We start from the raw sequence: 18,113 nt of genomic DNA, 5'->3' as shown, positions 1-18,113 counted from the left end.
CTTCTCCTGCCACGGTGTCACGGGTCGTACGCACCGGCAGGTGTACGCCGTGGTCTGCGCTCAGACTCGGCACTCTTGCGATGTCTATCGATTCTCGATAGATTTCCATCGTGGTTCGATCGAAGGAGTGGCGATGGGGAAGCTGGCCGTGGTGGCGTTGCGTGGGGTGCTCGTGGTGCTGCTCGCCGGATCGTTGTTCGTCCAGGCGGTGATGGTGCCGTTGCTGGCCGCCGACATGAACGGGCTCAAGCCCGAGTACGCGTATCTGCGCACCCCGATCCTTATGATCATCGTCCTGGGTATCGTGACGGCTCAGGTCGTCGTGGTCTGCGTGTGGCGGCTGGTGACGATGGTGCGTCGCGGCACGGTGTTCTCCACGGCCGCCTTCCGCTATGTGCACATCGTGATCGGCGCGTTCGTGGCGGCCGCCCTGCTGGTCTTCGCACTCGCCGTCGTGCTCGCGCCGGGCGAGGCCGTCGCACCCGGGGTGGTCCTGCTGTTGTGCGGGGTGGTGGTGGCGGTGCTGGGCGTCGCCCTGGTCGTGCTCGTGCTGCGGATGCTGCTCGCGCAGGCCGTCGCACGTGACATCGAGGCGGCCCAGATGCAGGCAGAGCTGGAAGAGGTCATCTGATGCCGATCGCCGTCGACATCGACGTGATGCTGGCCAAACGCAAGATGTCCGTGGGCGAGTTGGCGGAACGCGTGGGCATCACCCCCGCCAACCTGGCCGTCCTCAAGAACGGCCGTGCCAAGGCGGTCCGCTTCTCCACCCTCGCCGCGCTGTGCGAGGTGCTGGAGTGCCAGCCGGGGGATCTGCTGCGCTGGGAGACAGAGAGCGCGGAGAGCGCGACGGAGCCGACAACGCGCTAGACGGAGCCGACAACGCGCCGGACGGAGCCGGCAACGCGCTAGACGGAGCCGGCAACGCGCTGGACGGAGCCGGCAACGCGCTGGACGGAGCCGACAACGCGCTGGACGGAGCCGACAACGCGCTGCTGGAGAGCAGGTCGCCCGGGCGCGGGGGAACGCCACAAACCGTGGTCGTCCCCGCGTAGGCGCGCAGCAGCTTCCAGGGGTCGTTCCGGCTGCTGCAGGCGCGCGGGGCGCCCGCGTGTGAGCCTTATGATCTTGCGGCCGAGTGGCGGACATGCGGGAGAACGGGGTGGGGCTGTGCGGAGCTGCATCCGGACGGGGCGCTGAGGGCGTCTACGACGGTATGGACCTGGAGAAGCGACCCCGCGAGGGTTCCGAGACGCCGGCCGGCCTGTCCCAGGGGCCGGACGATCCGTCCCAGCGGCCGGCCGACCTGCCCCGGCGTGCGGCCGGCCCGCCCCCGCCGTCGGCCCATGAGCCCCAACAGCCGGACGGGACCTCGCCCGTGCTGCGCGAGCCGAGCGCGCCCGAGGGGTGTCTCACCGTCGCCATCCGCATCCCCGTGCGGATCATCGCGCTCGTCCTGGTCGTCCCCGTGCGGATGCTGTGGGACGCGCTCGTCGTCGCCGGGCGGTTCCTGAACGACACGCTGCTCCGGCCGCTCGGGCGGGCGCTGCTGTGGCTCGCGCGGGCCGTGTTCGTCTGGCCGTTCGTCGGGCTGTGGCGCTATGTCGCCGTGCCGGTGGGCAAGGTCCTGGGGTGGCTCGGGAACGTCCTCGTCGTGGTCCCCCTGGTCTGGCTCCACCGCTCGGTCCTGGCCCCCGTGGGGCACGCGATCGCATGGGCCGCCCGGGGTCTGGGGGCCGGGATCGCGTGGGTCGCCCGGGGTGTCGGGGCCGCGGTCGGCTGGATCGTCAGGGGCCTGGGTGCCGGGCTCGGCTGGGTGTACGCGCGGCTGCTCACGCCCGTCGGGCACGCGCTGCGGTGGGTCCTGAAGGGACTCGGCGCCGGGATCGCCGCGCTCGGCATCGGCGTCTGGACCGTCGTGGCCCTGCTCACGAAGTACCTCGTCGTCGCACCGGCCGTGTGGCTGTACACCTGGGTGCTCGCACCCGTCGGCCGCGCGGTCGCCTGGTGCGCCAAGGGGCTGGTGTGGCTGGTGCGCACGACTCTCACCGGCATCGGGACGGCCCTTCACTGGATCGCCCGGATCCTGTTCGTCCTGCCCGCACTCGCCCTCTGGCGCTGGATCCTCACCCCGGCCGGACGCGTCCTGGCCGTCATCGGCCGGGAGGTGTGGGGCGCCCTCGGGCACGCCTGGCGCGTCGCCGGGCACATCTCGCTCGCCGTCGGGCGGTTCCTCGGCACCCTCTTCCGGTGGATCTTCGTCGAGCCGGTGCGGTGGGTGTACCGCACGGTGCTGACGCCCGTCGGGCACGCCGTCCGGGACGCCGTCCTGCGGCCCGCCGCCGAGGCCGCCCGCAGCGTGGGGCGGGCCACCCGGCAGGCACTGGCCGCCGCCCGGGAGTCCGTACGGCAGGCCCGCGCCGACTTCCGCCGGATGCTCTTCGGCGAACCGCGCCGGCCGCGGCCCGTCGACCGCCGGGAACCATCGGGGCGCCGGGCACGTACTCTTGGTAGCAGTACGACCGCTCTCACGAAGGACTGAACGACACTGGGCAAGCGACAGCCCGAAGGCCCGCCGCCCGCACCCGCGGTGCAGCGCATCCGACTGCGTTACACCAAGCGCGGCCGCCTCCGGTTCACCAGCCACCGTGACTTCCAGCGCGCCTTCGAGCGTGCGTTGCGCCGTGCCGAGGTGCCGATGGCCTACTCGGCGGGCTTCACACCGCACCCGAAGGTGTCGTACGCCAATGCCGCACCCACCGGCACGGGCAGTGAGGCGGAATACCTGGAGATCGCGCTCACCGCGCCCCGCGACCCGGAGCAGCTCAGGGCCCTTCTCGACGAGTCGCTGCCCACCGGGCTCGACATCACCGACGCGGTCGAGGCCCGCACCTCCGGGCTCGCCGACCGGCTGACGGCTTCCGTCTGGGAGCTCCGGCTGGACGGGGTGCCGGTGGAGGAGGCCCGCCGAGCGGCGGACGCCTTCAACGCGGCCGAGACGGTCGAGGTCCAGCGCCTCGCCAAGAACGGCGTCCGTACGTTCGACGCCCGCGCCGCCGTGGCGAGCCTGGAGGTCCGCGAGCTCGAGGAAACGCACAGTTCGCAGGCTGATAGGCCGACCGACCAGCCCTGTGCGATACTGCGGCTGGTTGTTCGGCACGTGACGCCTGCCGTACGACCCGACGACGTCCTGTCCGGTCTTCGCGCCGTGGCCGACCTGGCGCCGCCGGTCCCCGCAGCGGTGACCAGGCTGGCGCAGGGGCTGTTCGATGCAGAGACCGGCACGGTGACCGACCCGCTCGCGCCCGACCGCGAGGCAGCCGAGGCCCACCCAACGGCCGAACCGACTGCCACCGCGACGGCGTCGGCGTAAGGAAGGTCCCGCGTAGGGACGGACGTCGTAGCGCCGCCCTCGGACTCGGGAGCCACCTGGGTCGGGCAGCGCACCGACCAGAAGACTTTCGCCAGGCCGTGCGCATTCGGCGTACGGAACCGGCGAGACAGGACACAGAGAGCTCCCGTGCGGCGCCCGCGCCCCGGACGGCGGCGAACGCGCACAGCGCGCGCCGCGGACGTCACCGGCATACGCCGGACCAGGCGCGGCGCCCGGGAGCCTGACGGGAGACAAGCCCGCATGCTCGAGCCGACCGAACCCACAGAGGGTTCCGAACAGAACACCCCCAGCGACACCCTGCCGCCCCGCCGGCGGCGCCGTGCCGCGTCCCGCCCGGCGGGCCCGCCCACGGGTGCCGCCTCCGACACCTCGGCGGAGACCGTCGCGCCGGCCATAGCGGCCGCCGATGCCGAGGATCTCGCGGCGGATGTCGAGTCCGTCGAGGCCGAGGACACAGCCGCCGAAGCCGTCCAGGCACCTGAGGCCCCCGCAGCGCCCGTGGCCGGTGAGAGCGACGAGGACGCCCCGCCCGCCGGGCGCAAGCGCCGTCGCGCCGTGCGCCGCGCCTCCGCGCCCGCCGGGACTCCCGCCGCCGCGGAGGCCGCCGAGACCGTGGTCCCGGCAGCCACCACCCCCACCGACTCCGCCCCCGAGGCGGCGACCGAGCCGGCCGAGGCCGCCGCTCCCGCCGCGTCCGCCGCCGCGACCGAGGACGCCGCCCCCAAGCGCGCCCGCCGTCGCGCCACCCGCACCGTGACCTCACCCGCCGCCGCTCCGGCCGAGGCAGCCGAGACCGCCGCGGCAGACACCGCGAAGCCCGAGGCCGGCACCGGGAAGCCCGAGGCCGGCACCGGGAAGCCTGCGGCCGGCACGGCGAAGCCCGAGGCCGGCACCGCGAAGCCCGCGGCCGTCGCCGACGCCGCTGAGCCGGCGGTCGTGGGCGACCAGGCCGCCGACAGCTCCGAGGCCGTTGAAGAGGCTGCTCCGCGCCGGACCCGCCGACGTGCCTCGCGGCGTGCGTCCGCGCCTGCCGGGGCGCCCTCCGCGGAGAGCGCGGAGGTGACCGCCGAGGAGGCGAAGGCACCCGTGACCGAGACCCCCGCCACCGAGCCCGAGCGCGCGTCCGAGGCCGCTGCCTCCGAGGCCCCCGCCGAGCCCGCTGCCGCCGAGCCCGCCCGCGCGTCCGAGGCCGTCGCCTCCGAGGCGCCCGCCGGGGAGGCCGCCGAGTCGGCCGAAGAGGCCGGTCCGCGTCGCCGTCGCCGGGTCGTGCGCCGCGCCGCGGGCGGCTTCGCCGAGCCCGCCCAGCCCGCCCGGGGCGGCAGGGCCTCGAAGGCCGCCGCACGGGTGCCCGCGGACGCGGGCGACAGCGAGAGCGAGGCGCCCTCGCGGCCGCGGCGGCCCGCCGTCGCGCTGTTCCAGGCGCCCGTCTTCACCGAGCCCCAGTTCCAGACGCCGGAGCGGGCCGCCGCCGCTGCCGCCGCCGAGGCGGCCGGTGCGGTGGAGCCCGAGGAGAACCAGGAGTCCGCGCCGGCCGAGGCCCAGCGCGAGGAGCAGAGCGGCGGATCGCGTCGCCGCCGCCGTCGCCGCGGTGCCGGTGACGAGCCCGAGGCACAGACCCCCGAGACCGCCGCCGACACCACCGCCGAGGAGGCGGAGGAGGCCGACGACTCCGCCGAGGACCAGGCCGACGGTGACGAGCAGGACGAGTCCGAGGGCACCGGTTCGCGCCGCCGCCGTCGCCGGGGCGGCCGCCGCCGGCGGCGTGGAGAGTCCGCCGACTCCGACGGTGAGGGCGGTGAGGGCGGTGACGCCTCGGACGCCGAGTCCGACGCTGCCGCCGCGCAGGACGGCGAAGACGGTGCCGAGGAGGACGACGAGGACTCCGAGGAGACCACCGACCGCGACGAGTCCGGCGGGAGCGGCTCCAGCAGCAGCCGCCGTCGCCGCCGGCGTCGCCGCCGCGCCGGCGACTCCGGCCCCGACTCCGAGCCCTCCGACGACGACCCCGAGCGCACGGTCGTCAAGGTCCGCGAGCCGCGCCCCAAGACGGAACCGTCCGACGAGGTGCAGTCCATCAAGGGCTCGACCCGTCTGGAGGCCAAGAAGCAGCGCCGCCGCGAAGGCCGCGAGCAGGGCCGCCGCCGCGTGCCGATCATCACCGAGGCCGAGTTCCTGGCCCGGCGCGAGGCCGTCGAGCGCGTCATGGTCGTCCGCCAGCACGGCGACCGCACGCAGATCGGCGTCCTCGAGGACAACGTGCTCGTCGAGCACTACGTCAACAAGGAGCAGTCGACCTCGTACGTCGGCAACGTCTACCTCGGCAAGGTGCAGAACGTGCTGCCGTCGATGGAGGCCGCCTTCATCGACATCGGCAAGGGCCGCAACGCCGTCCTGTACGCCGGTGAGGTCAACTTCGAGGCGCTCGGCATGGCCAACGGGCCCCGCCGCATCGAGTCCGCCCTGAAGTCCGGCCAGTCGGTGCTCGTCCAGGTGACGAAGGACCCGATCGGCCACAAGGGCGCCCGTCTGACCAGCCAGGTCTCCCTCCCGGGCCGCTACCTCGTGTACGTGCCCGAGGGCTCCATGACCGGCATCAGCCGCAAGCTGCCCGACACCGAGCGGGCCCGGCTGAAGACCATCCTCAAGAAGATCGTCCCCGAGGACGCGGGCGTCATCGTGCGCACCGCCGCCGAGGGCGCCAGCGAGGACGAGCTGCGCCGGGACGTCGAGCGGCTGCAGCAGCAGTGGGAGGACATCCAGAAGAAGGCCAAGAGCGGCAACGCCCCGACGCTGCTCTACGGCGAGCCGGACATGACCGTCCGGGTCGTGCGCGACATCTTCAACGAGGACTTCTCCAAGGTCGTCGTCAGCGGTGAAGAGGCCTGGTCGACCATCCACGGCTACGTCTCGCACGTCGCGCCGGACCTCGCCGAGCGGCTGTCGAAGTGGACCTCCGAGGTCGACGTGTTCGCCACGTACCGGATCGACGAGCAGCTCGCCAAGGCCCTGGACCGCAAGGTCTGGCTGCCCAGCGGCGGTTCGCTGGTCATCGACCGGACCGAGGCGATGGTCGTCGTCGACGTCAACACCGGCAAGTTCACCGGCCAGGGCGGCAACCTCGAGGAGACCGTCACCAGGAACAACCTGGAGGCGGCCGAGGAGATCGTGCGTCAGCTGCGGCTGCGCGACCTCGGCGGCATCATCGTCATCGACTTCATCGACATGGTGCTGGAGTCCAACCGGGACCTGGTGCTGCGGCGGCTGCTGGAGTGCCTGGGCCGGGACCGGACCAAGCACCAGGTCGCCGAGGTCACCTCGCTGGGCCTGGTCCAGATGACCCGCAAGCGGGTCGGCCAGGGCCTGCTGGAGTCCTTCTCCGAGACCTGCGTCCACTGCAACGGCCGCGGCGTCATCGTCCACATGGAGCAGCCGACGGCTCCCGGAGGCGGCGGCAAGCGCAAGAAGCGCGCCCGCGCCGGTGCCGCCGAGCCGCACGTGCACGAGGCCGCCGTCGACACCGCCGAGACCGCCGAGCAGGAAGCGGAGGCCGAGGCGGAGGTCGTCGCCGAGGTCGCCGAGCCGGTCGCGCTGCCCGCGCCGGCCTTCGAGCCCGACGAGGAGCTGTACAGCAGCGCCGCCGAGGCGGAGGCCGCGGCCGGCCGCGGGCGTTCGCGTCGCCGGGCGAGCCGGCGGGCGTCGGCCCCGGCGGGCTCCCCGCGCGGGGAGGCGGCCGAGCCGAAGGCCGAGGAGAGCAGGGAGACGACCCGGCGGGGCCGGGGCCGGGCCGCGCAGGCCGTGGCCGAGGCGCCGACGGCGCAGGACGTGACCGCCGAGCAGGAGGCGGCCCGTCCCGTGCAGCCGGAGCCGGCCGCCGAGGCACAGGCCGAGCCGATGGCCGTGGAGGACCCGGTGGTCGAGGCCGCGCCCGCCGCGCCCGCCGCCCCCGAGGCCCCCGCTGCTCCGGTGGAGGAGGCCGCGCCCAAGGGCCGCACCCGGCGCCGGGCCACCCGCAAGGTGTCCGCTCCGGCCGGTTCCCCCGCGGGAGCCGAGGCGGCCGTGGTGACGGTCACCGAGACCGCGCCCGCGCAGCCCGAGGCCGCAGCCGCCGAGGCACCGGCCGAGCCGGTCGCCGAGCCCGTCGCCGAGGCGCCCGCCGAGAGCGCCGCCCCGGCCCGTCCGCGGCGCCGTGCCGTGCGCAAGCCGACGGCGTCCACGGCGTCCGAGGAGACGGCCGTCGTGGTCGTCCCGTCGGCCGCGTCCGAGGAGGCTCCGGAGGTGCCCGCGTCCGGCGGTGCCGTCCCGGAGGAGGCCGCCGAGGAGTCGGCGCCCGCCAAGAAGACGGCCCGCAAGACGGCCAAGAAGGCCACGGCGAAGAAGGCCGCCACCACCAAGAAGACGGCGGCGAAGAAGACCGCCGCCAAGAAGACGACGGCCAAGAAGGCGGCGAAGACCACCAAGACGGCCGCCAAGAAGACCGCGTCGAAGAAGACCGTGGCGGCGGAGCAGTCGGCGTCGTCCGCGTCCTCCGTCTCGGCCTCCACCGACGAGGGCTGAGATGCACCGCCTGTGCGACCGGCGTGACCGGTCGCACAGGCGGCGGGTCCGACTCGGTTTGACCCTTTCGGCCGCGGCCCCGTAACCTTGACCGTCGGCGTGTCGACTGACGCGTCTACATCCCCGTAAACCTCATCCTCCGGGCGCCGGGCGCCAGGAGAGGCTGCTCGCTGAGTCGGGCGGCTGGCCTGCGGGGGTGCCGTTTCCCGAGCGAGAGAGTGAGTTCCGCGTGTACGCCATCGTGCGCAGCGGTGGTCGCCAGCACAAGGTTGCTGTCGGCGACATCGTTGAGGTTGACAAGATTTCCACTGCCAAGGTTGGCGACACGGTCGAGCTCTCGACCCTGCTCGTTGTCGACGGCGACGCCGTGACCAGCGACCCGTGGGTGCTGGCCGGCATCAAGGTCCAGGCCGAGGTCGTGGACCACCACAAGGGCCAGAAGATCGACATTCTGCGCTACAAGAACAAGACGGGTTACCGCCGTCGCCAGGGCCACCGCCAGCAGTACACGGCGATCAAGGTCACTGAGATCCCCACGGCTGCGAAGTAAGGGACTGAGGAGAAATGGCACACAAGAAGGGCGCATCGTCCACCCGGAACGGTCGCGACTCCAACGCCCAGCGGCTCGGCGTGAAGCGCTTCGGCGGTCAGGTCGTCAACGCGGGTGAGATCCTGGTCCGTCAGCGTGGCACCCACTTCCACCCGGGCTCCGGCGTCGGCCGTGGCGGCGACGACACGCTGTTCGCCCTCGAGGCCGGTTCGGTGCAGTTCGGCACCCACCGTGGCCGCAAGGTCGTGAACATCGTTCCGGTCGCCTGATCGGACACTTTCGCGAGGCGGACCTCACTTCCCTCACGGGAAGCGGGTCCGCCTTTCGCGTGTTACGCAGAGAACAACCCCGTAGAACCCCGTACACATACGTACGCACCTGGAGGCACACACCATGACCACCTTCGTGGACCGCGTCGAGCTGCACGTCGCCGCGGGTAGCGGAGGCCACGGCTGTGCCTCCGTCCACCGTGAGAAGTTCAAGCCGCTGGGCGGACCCGACGGCGGCAACGGCGGGCGCGGCGGGGACGTGATCCTCACCGTCGACCAGTCGGTCACCACGCTGCTCGACTACCACCACTCCCCGCACCGCAAGGCCACCAACGGCAAGCCCGGCGAGGGCGGCAACCGCTTCGGCAAGGACGGCCAGGACCTGATCCTGCCGGTGCCGGACGGCACGGTGGTGCTGGACAAGGCGGGCAACGTCCTCGCCGACCTGGTCGGACACGGCACGTCGTACGTCGCCGCGCAGGGCGGCCGGGGCGGACTGGGCAACGCGGCCCTGGCGTCCGCGCGGCGCAAGGCGCCCGGGTTCGCGCTCCTCGGCGAGCCGGGTGACCTGCGGGACATCGTCCTGGAGCTGAAGACCGTCGCCGACGTGGCGCTCGTGGGCTACCCGAGCGCCGGCAAGTCGTCCCTGATCTCGGTGCTGAGCGCCGCCAAGCCGAAGATCGCCGACTACCCCTTCACCACCCTCGTGCCCAACCTCGGTGTCGTCACGGCCGGGTCGACGGTCTACACGATCGCCGACGTTCCCGGGCTGATCCCCGGCGCCAGCCAGGGCAAGGGGCTGGGCCTGGAGTTCCTGCGGCACGTGGAGCGGTGCAGTGTGCTCGTGCACGTCCTCGACACCGCGACGCTGGAGTCGGACCGCGACCCGGCCTCCGACCTCGACATCATCGAGGAGGAGCTGCGGCAGTACGGCGGGCTGGACAACCGGCCGCGGATCGTCGTCCTGAACAAGATCGACGTACCGGACGGCAAGGACCTCGCCGAGATGGTGCGGCCCGACCTGGAGGCGCGCGGCTACCGCGTGTTCGAGGTGTCGGCCGTGGCGCACATCGGCCTGAAGGAGCTGTCGTACGCGCTCGCGGAGCTCGTGGCGAAGTCCCGGGCGGCGAAGCCGAAGGAAGAGGCCACCCGGATCGTGATCCGGCCCAAGGCCGTGGACGACACCGGCTTCACCGTGACGCAGGAGGCCGACGGCCTGTTCCGGGTGCGCGGCGAGAAGCCCGAGCGCTGGGTGCGCCAGACCGACTTCAACAACGACGAGGCCGTCGGTTACCTCGCCGACCGGCTCAACCGGCTCGGTGTCGAGCAGGAGCTGGTGAAGGCGGGCGCCCGGGGCGGCGACGGCGTCGCCATCGGTCCCGAGGACAACGCGGTCGTCTTCGACTGGGAGCCGTCCATGACGGCCGGGGCCGAGATGCTCGGCCGGCGTGGTGAGGACCACCGCTTCGAGGGTGAGCGGCCGGCCGCGCAGCGCCGCAAGGACCGGCAGGCCGAGCGGGACGAGGCGCAGCAGGAATTCGACGACTTCGAGCCGTTCTGAGTTAACAAACAGCAAATTCGCAACGGACTTCGGTGCAACCAAGTCGATCTCCGGTGAGTCGTACAGGGTGGCGCCGGTAGGGATCTTGTTTCCTGCCGCGCCGTAACTGCCCAGCGGATCAACGGAGTTGACGTGCCTCAGTCCATGAGCAAGCGCAGGGTCGGCCGAGCGGTCGCCGCGGCCATCGCCGTCGTCGCGGCCGTGACCACGCCGGTGGCCGCCGCGCACGCGGCCCCGGCCGCACCGGCCGCACCGGCCGCCCCGTCCGTCGCGGACAAGCTCCGGGACGACTTCAACGGCGACGGCTACCAGGACCTGGCCGTCGCCGCCTCGCGCGGAAAGGTCGACGGCCAGGCCCAGGCGGGGTACGTCGCCGTTGTGTACGGCTCGGCCAAGGGCCTCGATCTGACGCACAGGCAGGTCATCAGCCAGAACACTCCGGGCATACCCGGTACCGCCGAGACCAACGACGACTACGGCGACGGTCTCGCGGCCGGTGATCTGGACGGCGACGGCTACGCCGACCTGGTCGTGGGCGCCCCGGGCGAGAGCGTCGGGGAGGTCACCTACGCCGGTACGCTCGCCGTGCTGTGGGGCGGGAAGCAGGGCCTTTCCGGCGGTACGGCCGTGGCCACCGGCACCGAGGAGGACCGGGTCGACCCCGAGACCCCGGCGCTCGGCGACTTCGACGGCGACGGCCATCTGGACCTCGCCACCGGCAACCGCCTGCTGTCCGGGCCGTTCGACCGCACCACGGGTGCCGCGAAGAGCCGGCCCCTGGCCATCGAGCCCGCCTACGTCACGGACGACGTGGCGGCCGGGGACGTCGACCACGACGGCATCACGGATCTGGTCGCGCTCATCCACGACGTCAGCGACGACGACATGCACGACCCCGACTACCGGCACCGGCGCGCGGTCTTCCTGCGGGGCACCCCCGACGGCCTGAGCGCCCCCGCCCCGGTGAACAACCCCGACGGCACGCGCATGCGCGGCGGCGAGAGCCTCGGCGTCGGCGACGTGGACAAGGACGGGTACGCCGACCTCGTCATCGGTCGCCCGAACGACGGCTTCGGCGAAGTCGACCTCGACGACCCGCTGCTGAAGGGCGGGCAGATCGGCGTGGTGCACGGCTCGGCGAAGGGCCCCGACACCTCCCGTACGGCGATCATCACGCAGGAGACCCCGGGCGTGCCCGGAAGCTCCGAGTGGTCCGACAGTTTCGGCGGGAGCATCTCCGTCGGTGACGTCAACGCCGACGGTTACGCGGACGTCTCCACCGGCAGCTCGAGCGAGGACCTCGGCGAGATCTACGCGGCCGGCCAGGTCACCGTCCTGCGCGGCGGCAAGAAGGGGCTCACCGGGGACGGCGCCTACAGCCTCAACCAGAACACCGGGAACGTCCCGGGCACCGCGGAGCAGAACGACTTCTTCGGCGCCGACACCAACCTGCTCGACGTCAACGGCGACGGCCGGGCCGAGCTGTTCGTCGGCGCCACCGGCGAGAACCGGGACGGCGGAGTCTGGGCATTCCCCAACCCGGTGAACGCCCCCACCGCGACCGGTTCGGTCAGCTTCGGCGCGGGCACCCTCGGCACGGTCAAGAGCGGCTCCTCCCTCGGCAGGGGTTTCGCGCGCTGACCCGTCCCTGAACACCTGTCAGACTCGCCCCGGCAACGGCTTGTTCCGACGCTGGCGGCGAGTCTCTCTTTGTCTGCTTAGTTGTCATGTACGTGAACCCCGGCGTTCAGCGGGCGGACCGCCCGTGAGCGTGAAGCTTCCCCGTGTCCATGTGGCCCGCGAGGTAAGGGAGTCAGCCGATGACCGGAGCAGCAACCCCCGACCGACGCCGCTTTCTGACCGCCGGTGCCGCGGTGCTCGGCGCCGCGGCCTCCGCCCAGCTCTGGCTCCCGGCCGCGGCCCGCGCGGCCGAGACCCCGCTGCCGGACGGGGTGTTCAGCCTCTCAGTCGCCTCGGGCGACCCGCTCCCGGACGGCATCGTGCTGTGGACCAGGCTCGCCCCGGACCCGCTGAACGGCGGCGGCATGCCCGACCGGGTGGTCCCCGTGGAGTGGCAGCTCGCGGAGGAGCCGCGGTTCAGAAAGCCCGTCCGGCAGGGCACGGCCCAGGCCCGACCCGAGTACGGGCACAGCGTTCACGTGGACGTACGCGGCCTGCGCGCGGACCGTACGTACTGGTACCGCTTCCGCACCGGTGGGCAGGTCTCACCCGTCGGGCGCACCCGTACCGCGCCCCACCCGCACAGCTCCGGTGGCTCCCTGCGCATGGCCCTCGCCTCCTGCCAGAACTGGCAGCACGGCTACTTCACGCCATACGCGGACATGCTCGACCAGGACCCGGACGTCGTGGTGTTCGTCGGCGACTACATCTACGAGTCCACGCCCTCGGCGACGGCCGTACGGCGGCACGAGGGCTCCGGCGAGCCCTACAGCCTCGTCCAGTACCGCAACCGGTACGCCCAGTACCGCTCCGATCCTGACCTCGCCGCGATGCACGCCAACGCGCCCTTCGTGGTGACCTTCGACGACCACGAGGTGGACAACGACTTCGCGGGCGAGATCCCGCAGGACCCGGACAAGCAGCCGCACGACGCGTTCGTGGCCCGGCTGACCGCGGCCTACCAAGCGTTCTACGAGCACATGCCGGTCCGTGCCGCCGCCGTCCCGGACGGTCCGCACATCCGGATGTACCGGCGTCTGGAGTTCGGCCGGCTGGCCCGGCTCAACGTCCTGGACACCCGCCAGTACCGCAGCGACCAGGCCACCAGCCAGGAAGGCGCCCAGGACCCTTCCCTGACCATGCTGGGCGCCCGCCAGAAGAGCTGGCTGCTGAACGGACTGCAGGACTCGCCCGCCCGCTGGAACCTCATCGCCTCCCAGATCATGATGGCCGAGACGGACCTCAAGGTCGGCGAGGGCAAGCTCTGGTTCTACGACGCCTGGGACGGCTACCAGGCCGAACGCAATCGGTTCCTGGAGGAGTTCCAGCAGGTCCGCAACCCGGTGGTGCTCTCCGGGGACCGGCACCTGACGATGATCAGCGACCTCAAGGAGGACTACGTCGATCCGGACTCGGACGTCGTCGGCGCCGAGTTCGTCGGCACCTCCATCTCCAGCAACGGTGACCAGGACCAGGACGCCTTCCGCAGGGAGTGGGACCCGCGGCGCCCGGACAACCCGCACTGGAAGCTGCTCGACGCCCACCGCGGCTACCACCTCTTCGACGTCCGCCGCGACGGCATCGACGCCCAGGTCAGGGTGGTCGACACGGTGCGCCGGCCCACGGCGACCCCGAGCACGCTGGCCCGGCTGCGGGTCGAGGCGGGCCGTCCGGGCGTCGAGGTCGTCTGACCCCGTCCGTACGCCGCGTGGGGCCCGGGACTGCGAGAGTCCCGGGCCCTTCCGCGTACGGGGCGGCCGGGACATGTGAGAAGTCCGACCCGGGTTTGCGGCGCATCGCTCACGCCGAGACCGAAATGCTGTGGAATCTTGACCGGGAATTCCGCGGCAATGAGCGGCCGGGCGGCCCGTATTCGCGGCCGGCTGACATGAAGAAGGCGTGCAGCCGCGGGCACCGGGAAGTGGAGATCCCCGCACCGCGGCCCCCGTACCCGGCCCCGCGCGCGACGGGCGCGGTTCGGGAAGCACCGCCAAAGCGCGTACCGTGCACAGGACATGTCCGAGGAACCCGCGCAGGTCCCCGGTCACCGCGGTCCCGGACGGCTCCGCAGTCGCGGAGCTTCTGTGCAGTTACTCACAGCGCTTTTTACCGGGGGTTGAGCAACCATCCGCAATCACCAGCGTCGGCAGGTGAATGAGAGGTTGCGCGCACATATGCGGTGGAGGGCGCTCACCTTGCATCGCGGTAACCACAAGTGGGACCATTTCCGAGTTCCCTGTCGCCCCAAGGTAGGTCACCTGTGTCCCAGCACATAGCCAAGCCCCGTACCACCGCAGTGATCCTGGCCGGTGGCACCGGCCAGCGCGTGGGTCTGTCGATCCCCAAGCAGCTGCTGAAGATCGCCGGCAAGGCAGTCATCGAGCACACGCTGACCACCTTCGAGAACGCCGACTCGATCGACGACATCATCGTGCTGATGGCGCCGGGTTACGTGCCCGACATCGAGAAGATCGTCGCGAAGGCCGGATTCAAGAAGGTCTCGAAGGTCATCGAGGGCGGCTCCACGCGGAACGAGACCACCGAGCGCGCCATCGCCGCGCTGGGCGAGGGCCTGGCCGAGGGCGAGGACGCCAACGTCCTCTTCCACGACGCCGTGCGCCCCCTGCTGTCGCAGCGCGTCATCGACGACTGCGTCGTCGCGCTGGAGCGCTACCAGGCCGTCGACGTGGCCATCCCGTCCGCGGACACCATCATCGTCACGCGCACGCACGGCGAGGACGGCGAGTTCATCACCGAGATCCCGGACCGCTCCCGGCTGCGCCGCGGCCAGACGCCGCAGGCCTTCAAGCTGTCCACGATCCGGCGGGCCTACGAGGTCGCCGCCGGTGACCCCAACTTCCAGGCCACCGACGACTGCTCCGTCGTGCTCAAGTACCTGCCGGACGTGCCGATCCACGTCGTCGCGGGTGACGAGTACAACATGAAGGTCACCCAGCCCGTCGACGTCTTCATCGCCGACAAGCTGTTCCAGCTGGCCTCCACGGCCGCGCCCGAGCAGGTCTCCGAGGAGGCCTACCGCGAGCTGCTCACCGGCAAGACCATGGTCGTCTTCGGCGGCAGCTACGGCATCGGCAAGGACATCGCCGAGCTCGCCGAGTCCTACGGCGCCAAGGTCTACGCGCTGGGCCGCTCCACCACCGGCACCCACGTGGAGAACCCGGAGGAGGTCGACGACGCCCTGTCCAAGGCGTACGCCGAGACCGGCCGCATCGACTACGTGGTCAACACCGCCGGCGTGCTGCGCATAGGGAAGCTCGCCGAGACCGACAACGCCACCATCGAGGAGGCGCTGAAGGTCAACTACCTGGCCCCGGTGCAGATCGCCCGGTCGTCGTACAAGTACCTGTCCGAGACCAAGGGCCAGTTGCTGCTGTACACCTCCAGCAGCTACACCCGCGGCCGCGCCGAGTACAGCCTGTACTCCTCCACCAAGGCCGCCATGGTGAACCTCACCCAGGCCCTGTCCGACGAGTGGGCCGGCGAGGGCGTCCGCGTCAACTGCATCAACCCCGAGCGCACCGCCACCCCCATGCGCACCAAGGCCTTCGGCCAGGAGCCCGCGGGTTCCCTGCTGTCCTCCGAGGCCGTGGCCCGCACCTCCCTCGACGTGCTGCTCTCCGAGCTCACCGGCCACGTCATCGACGTCCGCCAGCAGGACCCGACGGCGGGCGCGGCCCGGGCCTCCGGCTTCGAGCAGGCACTCGCCTCGGTGCTGGACCGGCAGGACGGCGTGTAATAATTGGCGCCAAATAGACTTCGGTAATTCAGGCCTCTGCGCCCTCCTGTTCACGGCTTTTGTCGTCGACCGGAGTGTTCGCAGGGGCCTGAATCCATACCGTCCCGCGAATATTCACAGACCAGCCGCATTCGAACCAAGACCGGCACACCCCTCCCAAGAGCAGGTTTCTCCGTGATATCCACCGCTATTCGCGTCGCCCGGGTGGGCAGCGCGGCCGAGCTGGCCGCGGCGATCCTCATGGTGGCGGGCTTCCCCGCCCTCATGCTGGCCGCGCTCGTCCCGAGCGTCCCCGCCTTCGCGGCAGCGGCCGCCGTGACGTACCTGGCGGACCACTATCTGCACCGCAAGGGCAGCTACCTGATCAACCGCCTCGGCAAGGTGCGGGCCGGCCTCTCGATCCGCTTCCTGATACGGCAGCTGCTGCTCGTCCTGCTGCTGGCCCGGTTGTCCCTCGCGGACAACCTGATCTACTACGGGGCGATCGCCTGCTTCATCGCCTTCTACGGTCTGCAGGCCCCGCACGGCGCGCTGGTCCAGCTGATCCGCAACCGCCGCCGCATGCCGGTCGCCACCCGCAACGTCGACCTGGCCTCGCGCATCCGCATCCCGGACGCCCCGCCGCGCAGGCTGCTGCACCGCTCCGCCGAGAAGATGCTGCACCTCGACCTCGCGGCGGTCGTCGGCATCCTGGTCGCCGCCGAGGTGAAGTCGTCCCTGGTCGGCTTCATCGGCATCGGCATCACCGTGGCGGTGGCCACCCTGTACGTGCTGGCGCTCGTGCCGTACGTGCGCGGCGGGAAGATCCCGCCGAAGGCGGAGACGGTCCTGGCCGCCGTCGACGACTGGCTGGGCGAGTACAAGCCGGAGACGGTGCTGTACTTCTCCGGCTCCAAGGACTCCGCGTACCAGGTCAACATGTGGCTGGACACCATGGAGAAGCTGGACTCCAAGCCGCTGATCATCCTGCGTGAACGGGCCATCCTGAACAACCTCGCGCCCACCACGGTCCCCGTCATCTGCGTGCCCGGAGGGGTGCACCTGATGAACATGGACCTGTCCACGGTGCGCGTCGCGCTCTACGCGGCCAACGTCGGCAAGAACATCCACATGCTGCGCGTGCCCACCATCAAGCACGTCTTCATCGGCCACGGCGACAGCGACAAGCTCGCCAGCGTCAACCCGTACAGCAAGGTCTACGACGAGGTGTGGACCGCCGGCCGCGCGGGCCGCGACCGCTACGCCATCGCCGACGTCGGTGTCCGCGACGACGACATCGTCGAGGTCGGCCGCCCGCAGCTCGCCCCGATCCAGACCTGGCAGGGCGTCCCCGACGGCCGTATCCCGACCGTGCTGTACGCCCCCACCTGGGAGGGCTGGGACGGCAACCCGGGCAACACCTCGGTGGTGCTGGCCGGCGAGAACATCGTGCAGCAGCTCGTGCAGGCCGACCCGCCGGTCCGCGTCCTGTACAAGCCGCACCCCTTCACCGGCAACGTCAGCAAGGAGGCCGGCGCCGCGCACCGGCGGATCACCGCGCTGGTGCAGAAGGCCGCCGCCGAGCGCGCCCTCGACCCCCGGTTCATCGCCGACACCGCCGCCCAGGCCCAGGCCAAGGCCGAGCTGAGCCGCATCGAGGCCCGGCTCGCGCAGCTGTCCGGCTCCGGCGGCGACCGCGGCGACGAGGCCGTGGCCACCCGTGACGGGCTGATCGACGTCGCCCGGCACGAGGAGGTCGCCCGGCTGCGCGCCGAGTGGAACGACGCCTACTGGCGTTCCTTCCCGTCCTTCGAGCACCGCGTCATCACCGGCGCCGAGCCGCGGCTGTACGACTGCTTCAACGTCTCCGACGCGATGGTCTCCGACATCTCCAGCGTGGTCTCCGACTTCATCGCGAGCGGCAAGCCGTACGCGGTCACGGACTCCGCCGGGGTGGGTGTCGAGGAGTTCAAGCGGAACAACACGGCGGTGCGGGCCGCGGTGATCCTGTCCAACAGCGCCGGCGAGCTGGGCGAGCTGCTCGGCGCGGTCCGCGCCCCGGACGCCGACCCGCTGGCCGAGGACCGCAAGGAGCTCAAGCAGTACCTGCTGGGCCCGGACGAGCCGACCTCGCTGGAGCAGTTCAACACCGCCGTCGCGAACCTCGCGCTCAAGGCCGAGACGCGCAACGTCGGCCAGCAGTCGCGGGACGCGGCCGCCCTCGCGGAGAGCGAGGCCGAGCTGGCGAACGCCGTGCCCGGGCAGCGGGCGGCCGCCGCCGGTGACACGGACGGCGTCGGCACGGCCTGAACCGCCGCCGCTGATCGAAGGGTTCGGCCCCGAGGGTGCTCCTCGGGGCCGGGCCCTTT

The 18,113-nt window shown here is 71.9% G+C and carries 12 protein-coding genes; all 12 read left to right on the top strand.

All coding sequences use genetic code 11. The features are described 5' to 3' along the window. The first annotated feature begins 133 nt into the window (after positions 1 to 133). The 12 genes from ACFV20_RS30825 to ACFV20_RS30770 all read left to right on the top strand — a co-directional run bounded on the left by ACFV20_RS30825 (position 134) and on the right by ACFV20_RS30770 (position 18,054). Positions 134 to 631, top strand: a complete 498-nt coding sequence (locus ACFV20_RS30825; RefSeq protein WP_385662555.1) for a DUF2975 domain-containing protein — start codon at positions 134 to 136, stop codon at positions 629 to 631. Further along, a complete protein-coding gene (locus ACFV20_RS30820) occupies positions 631 to 870 on the top strand; it encodes a helix-turn-helix domain-containing protein (RefSeq protein WP_385662552.1) in 240 nt (79 codons plus the stop codon). Before ACFV20_RS30825 ends, ACFV20_RS30820 begins: the two co-directional genes overlap by 1 nt. Positions 871 to 1,216: 346 nt before the next feature. After that, positions 1,217 to 2,542 carry a hypothetical protein gene (locus ACFV20_RS30815; protein ID WP_385662632.1) on the top strand — a complete coding sequence of 442 codons (1,326 nt, stop codon included), beginning with the start codon at positions 1,217 to 1,219 and terminating at the stop codon, positions 2,540 to 2,542. A gap of 48 nt (positions 2,543 to 2,590) precedes the next feature. After that, positions 2,591 to 3,373 (top strand): TIGR03936 family radical SAM-associated protein, encoded by a 783-nt coding sequence (locus ACFV20_RS30810; protein ID WP_385662550.1) that lies wholly within the window; start codon positions 2,591 to 2,593, stop codon positions 3,371 to 3,373. A 261-nt stretch (positions 3,374 to 3,634) separates the two neighbouring features. Then, positions 3,635 to 7,948, top strand: a complete 4,314-nt coding sequence (locus tag ACFV20_RS30805; RefSeq protein WP_385662548.1) for a ribonuclease E/G — start codon at positions 3,635 to 3,637, stop codon at positions 7,946 to 7,948. A gap of 229 nt (positions 7,949 to 8,177) precedes the next feature. After that, positions 8,178 to 8,498, top strand: coding sequence for a 50S ribosomal protein L21 (rplU, locus tag ACFV20_RS30800; RefSeq protein ID WP_003990208.1), 321 nt, complete (start codon positions 8,178 to 8,180; stop codon positions 8,496 to 8,498). 14 nt (positions 8,499 to 8,512) lie between these two features. Beyond that, the gene (gene rpmA / locus ACFV20_RS30795; protein WP_031107501.1) at positions 8,513 to 8,767 is read left to right on the top strand and encodes a 50S ribosomal protein L27; all 255 of its coding nucleotides are present in this window, start codon (positions 8,513 to 8,515) and stop codon (positions 8,765 to 8,767) included. A gap of 124 nt (positions 8,768 to 8,891) precedes the next feature. Then, complete coding sequence (gene obgE / locus ACFV20_RS30790) at positions 8,892 to 10,328, top strand: GTPase ObgE (RefSeq protein ID WP_385662543.1); 1,437 nt, start codon at positions 8,892 to 8,894, stop codon at positions 10,326 to 10,328. A gap of 144 nt (positions 10,329 to 10,472) precedes the next feature. Continuing rightward, positions 10,473 to 11,969, top strand: coding sequence for a VCBS repeat-containing protein (locus ACFV20_RS30785; RefSeq protein WP_385662540.1), 1,497 nt, complete (start codon positions 10,473 to 10,475; stop codon positions 11,967 to 11,969). A gap of 179 nt (positions 11,970 to 12,148) precedes the next feature. Beyond that, the gene (locus ACFV20_RS30780; RefSeq protein WP_385662538.1) at positions 12,149 to 13,699 is read left to right on the top strand and encodes an alkaline phosphatase D family protein; all 1,551 of its coding nucleotides are present in this window, start codon (positions 12,149 to 12,151) and stop codon (positions 13,697 to 13,699) included. A 569-nt stretch (positions 13,700 to 14,268) separates the two neighbouring features. Further along, the gene (locus tag ACFV20_RS30775) at positions 14,269 to 15,765 is read left to right on the top strand and encodes a D-ribitol-5-phosphate cytidylyltransferase (protein WP_385662535.1); all 1,497 of its coding nucleotides are present in this window, start codon (positions 14,269 to 14,271) and stop codon (positions 15,763 to 15,765) included. A 174-nt stretch (positions 15,766 to 15,939) separates the two neighbouring features. Then, complete coding sequence (locus ACFV20_RS30770; protein WP_385662532.1) at positions 15,940 to 18,054, top strand: hypothetical protein; 2,115 nt, start codon at positions 15,940 to 15,942, stop codon at positions 18,052 to 18,054. Positions 18,055 to 18,113 lie beyond the last annotated feature (59 nt).

The sequence above is a fragment of the Streptomyces sp. NPDC059696 genome, from assembly GCF_042733745.1.
In the GTDB taxonomy this organism is placed as follows: Bacteria; Actinomycetota; Actinomycetes; order Streptomycetales; family Streptomycetaceae; genus Streptomyces.
The sequence above is the reverse complement of the archived record's forward strand: the minus strand, read 5'-3'. Positions and strand labels throughout refer to the sequence as shown.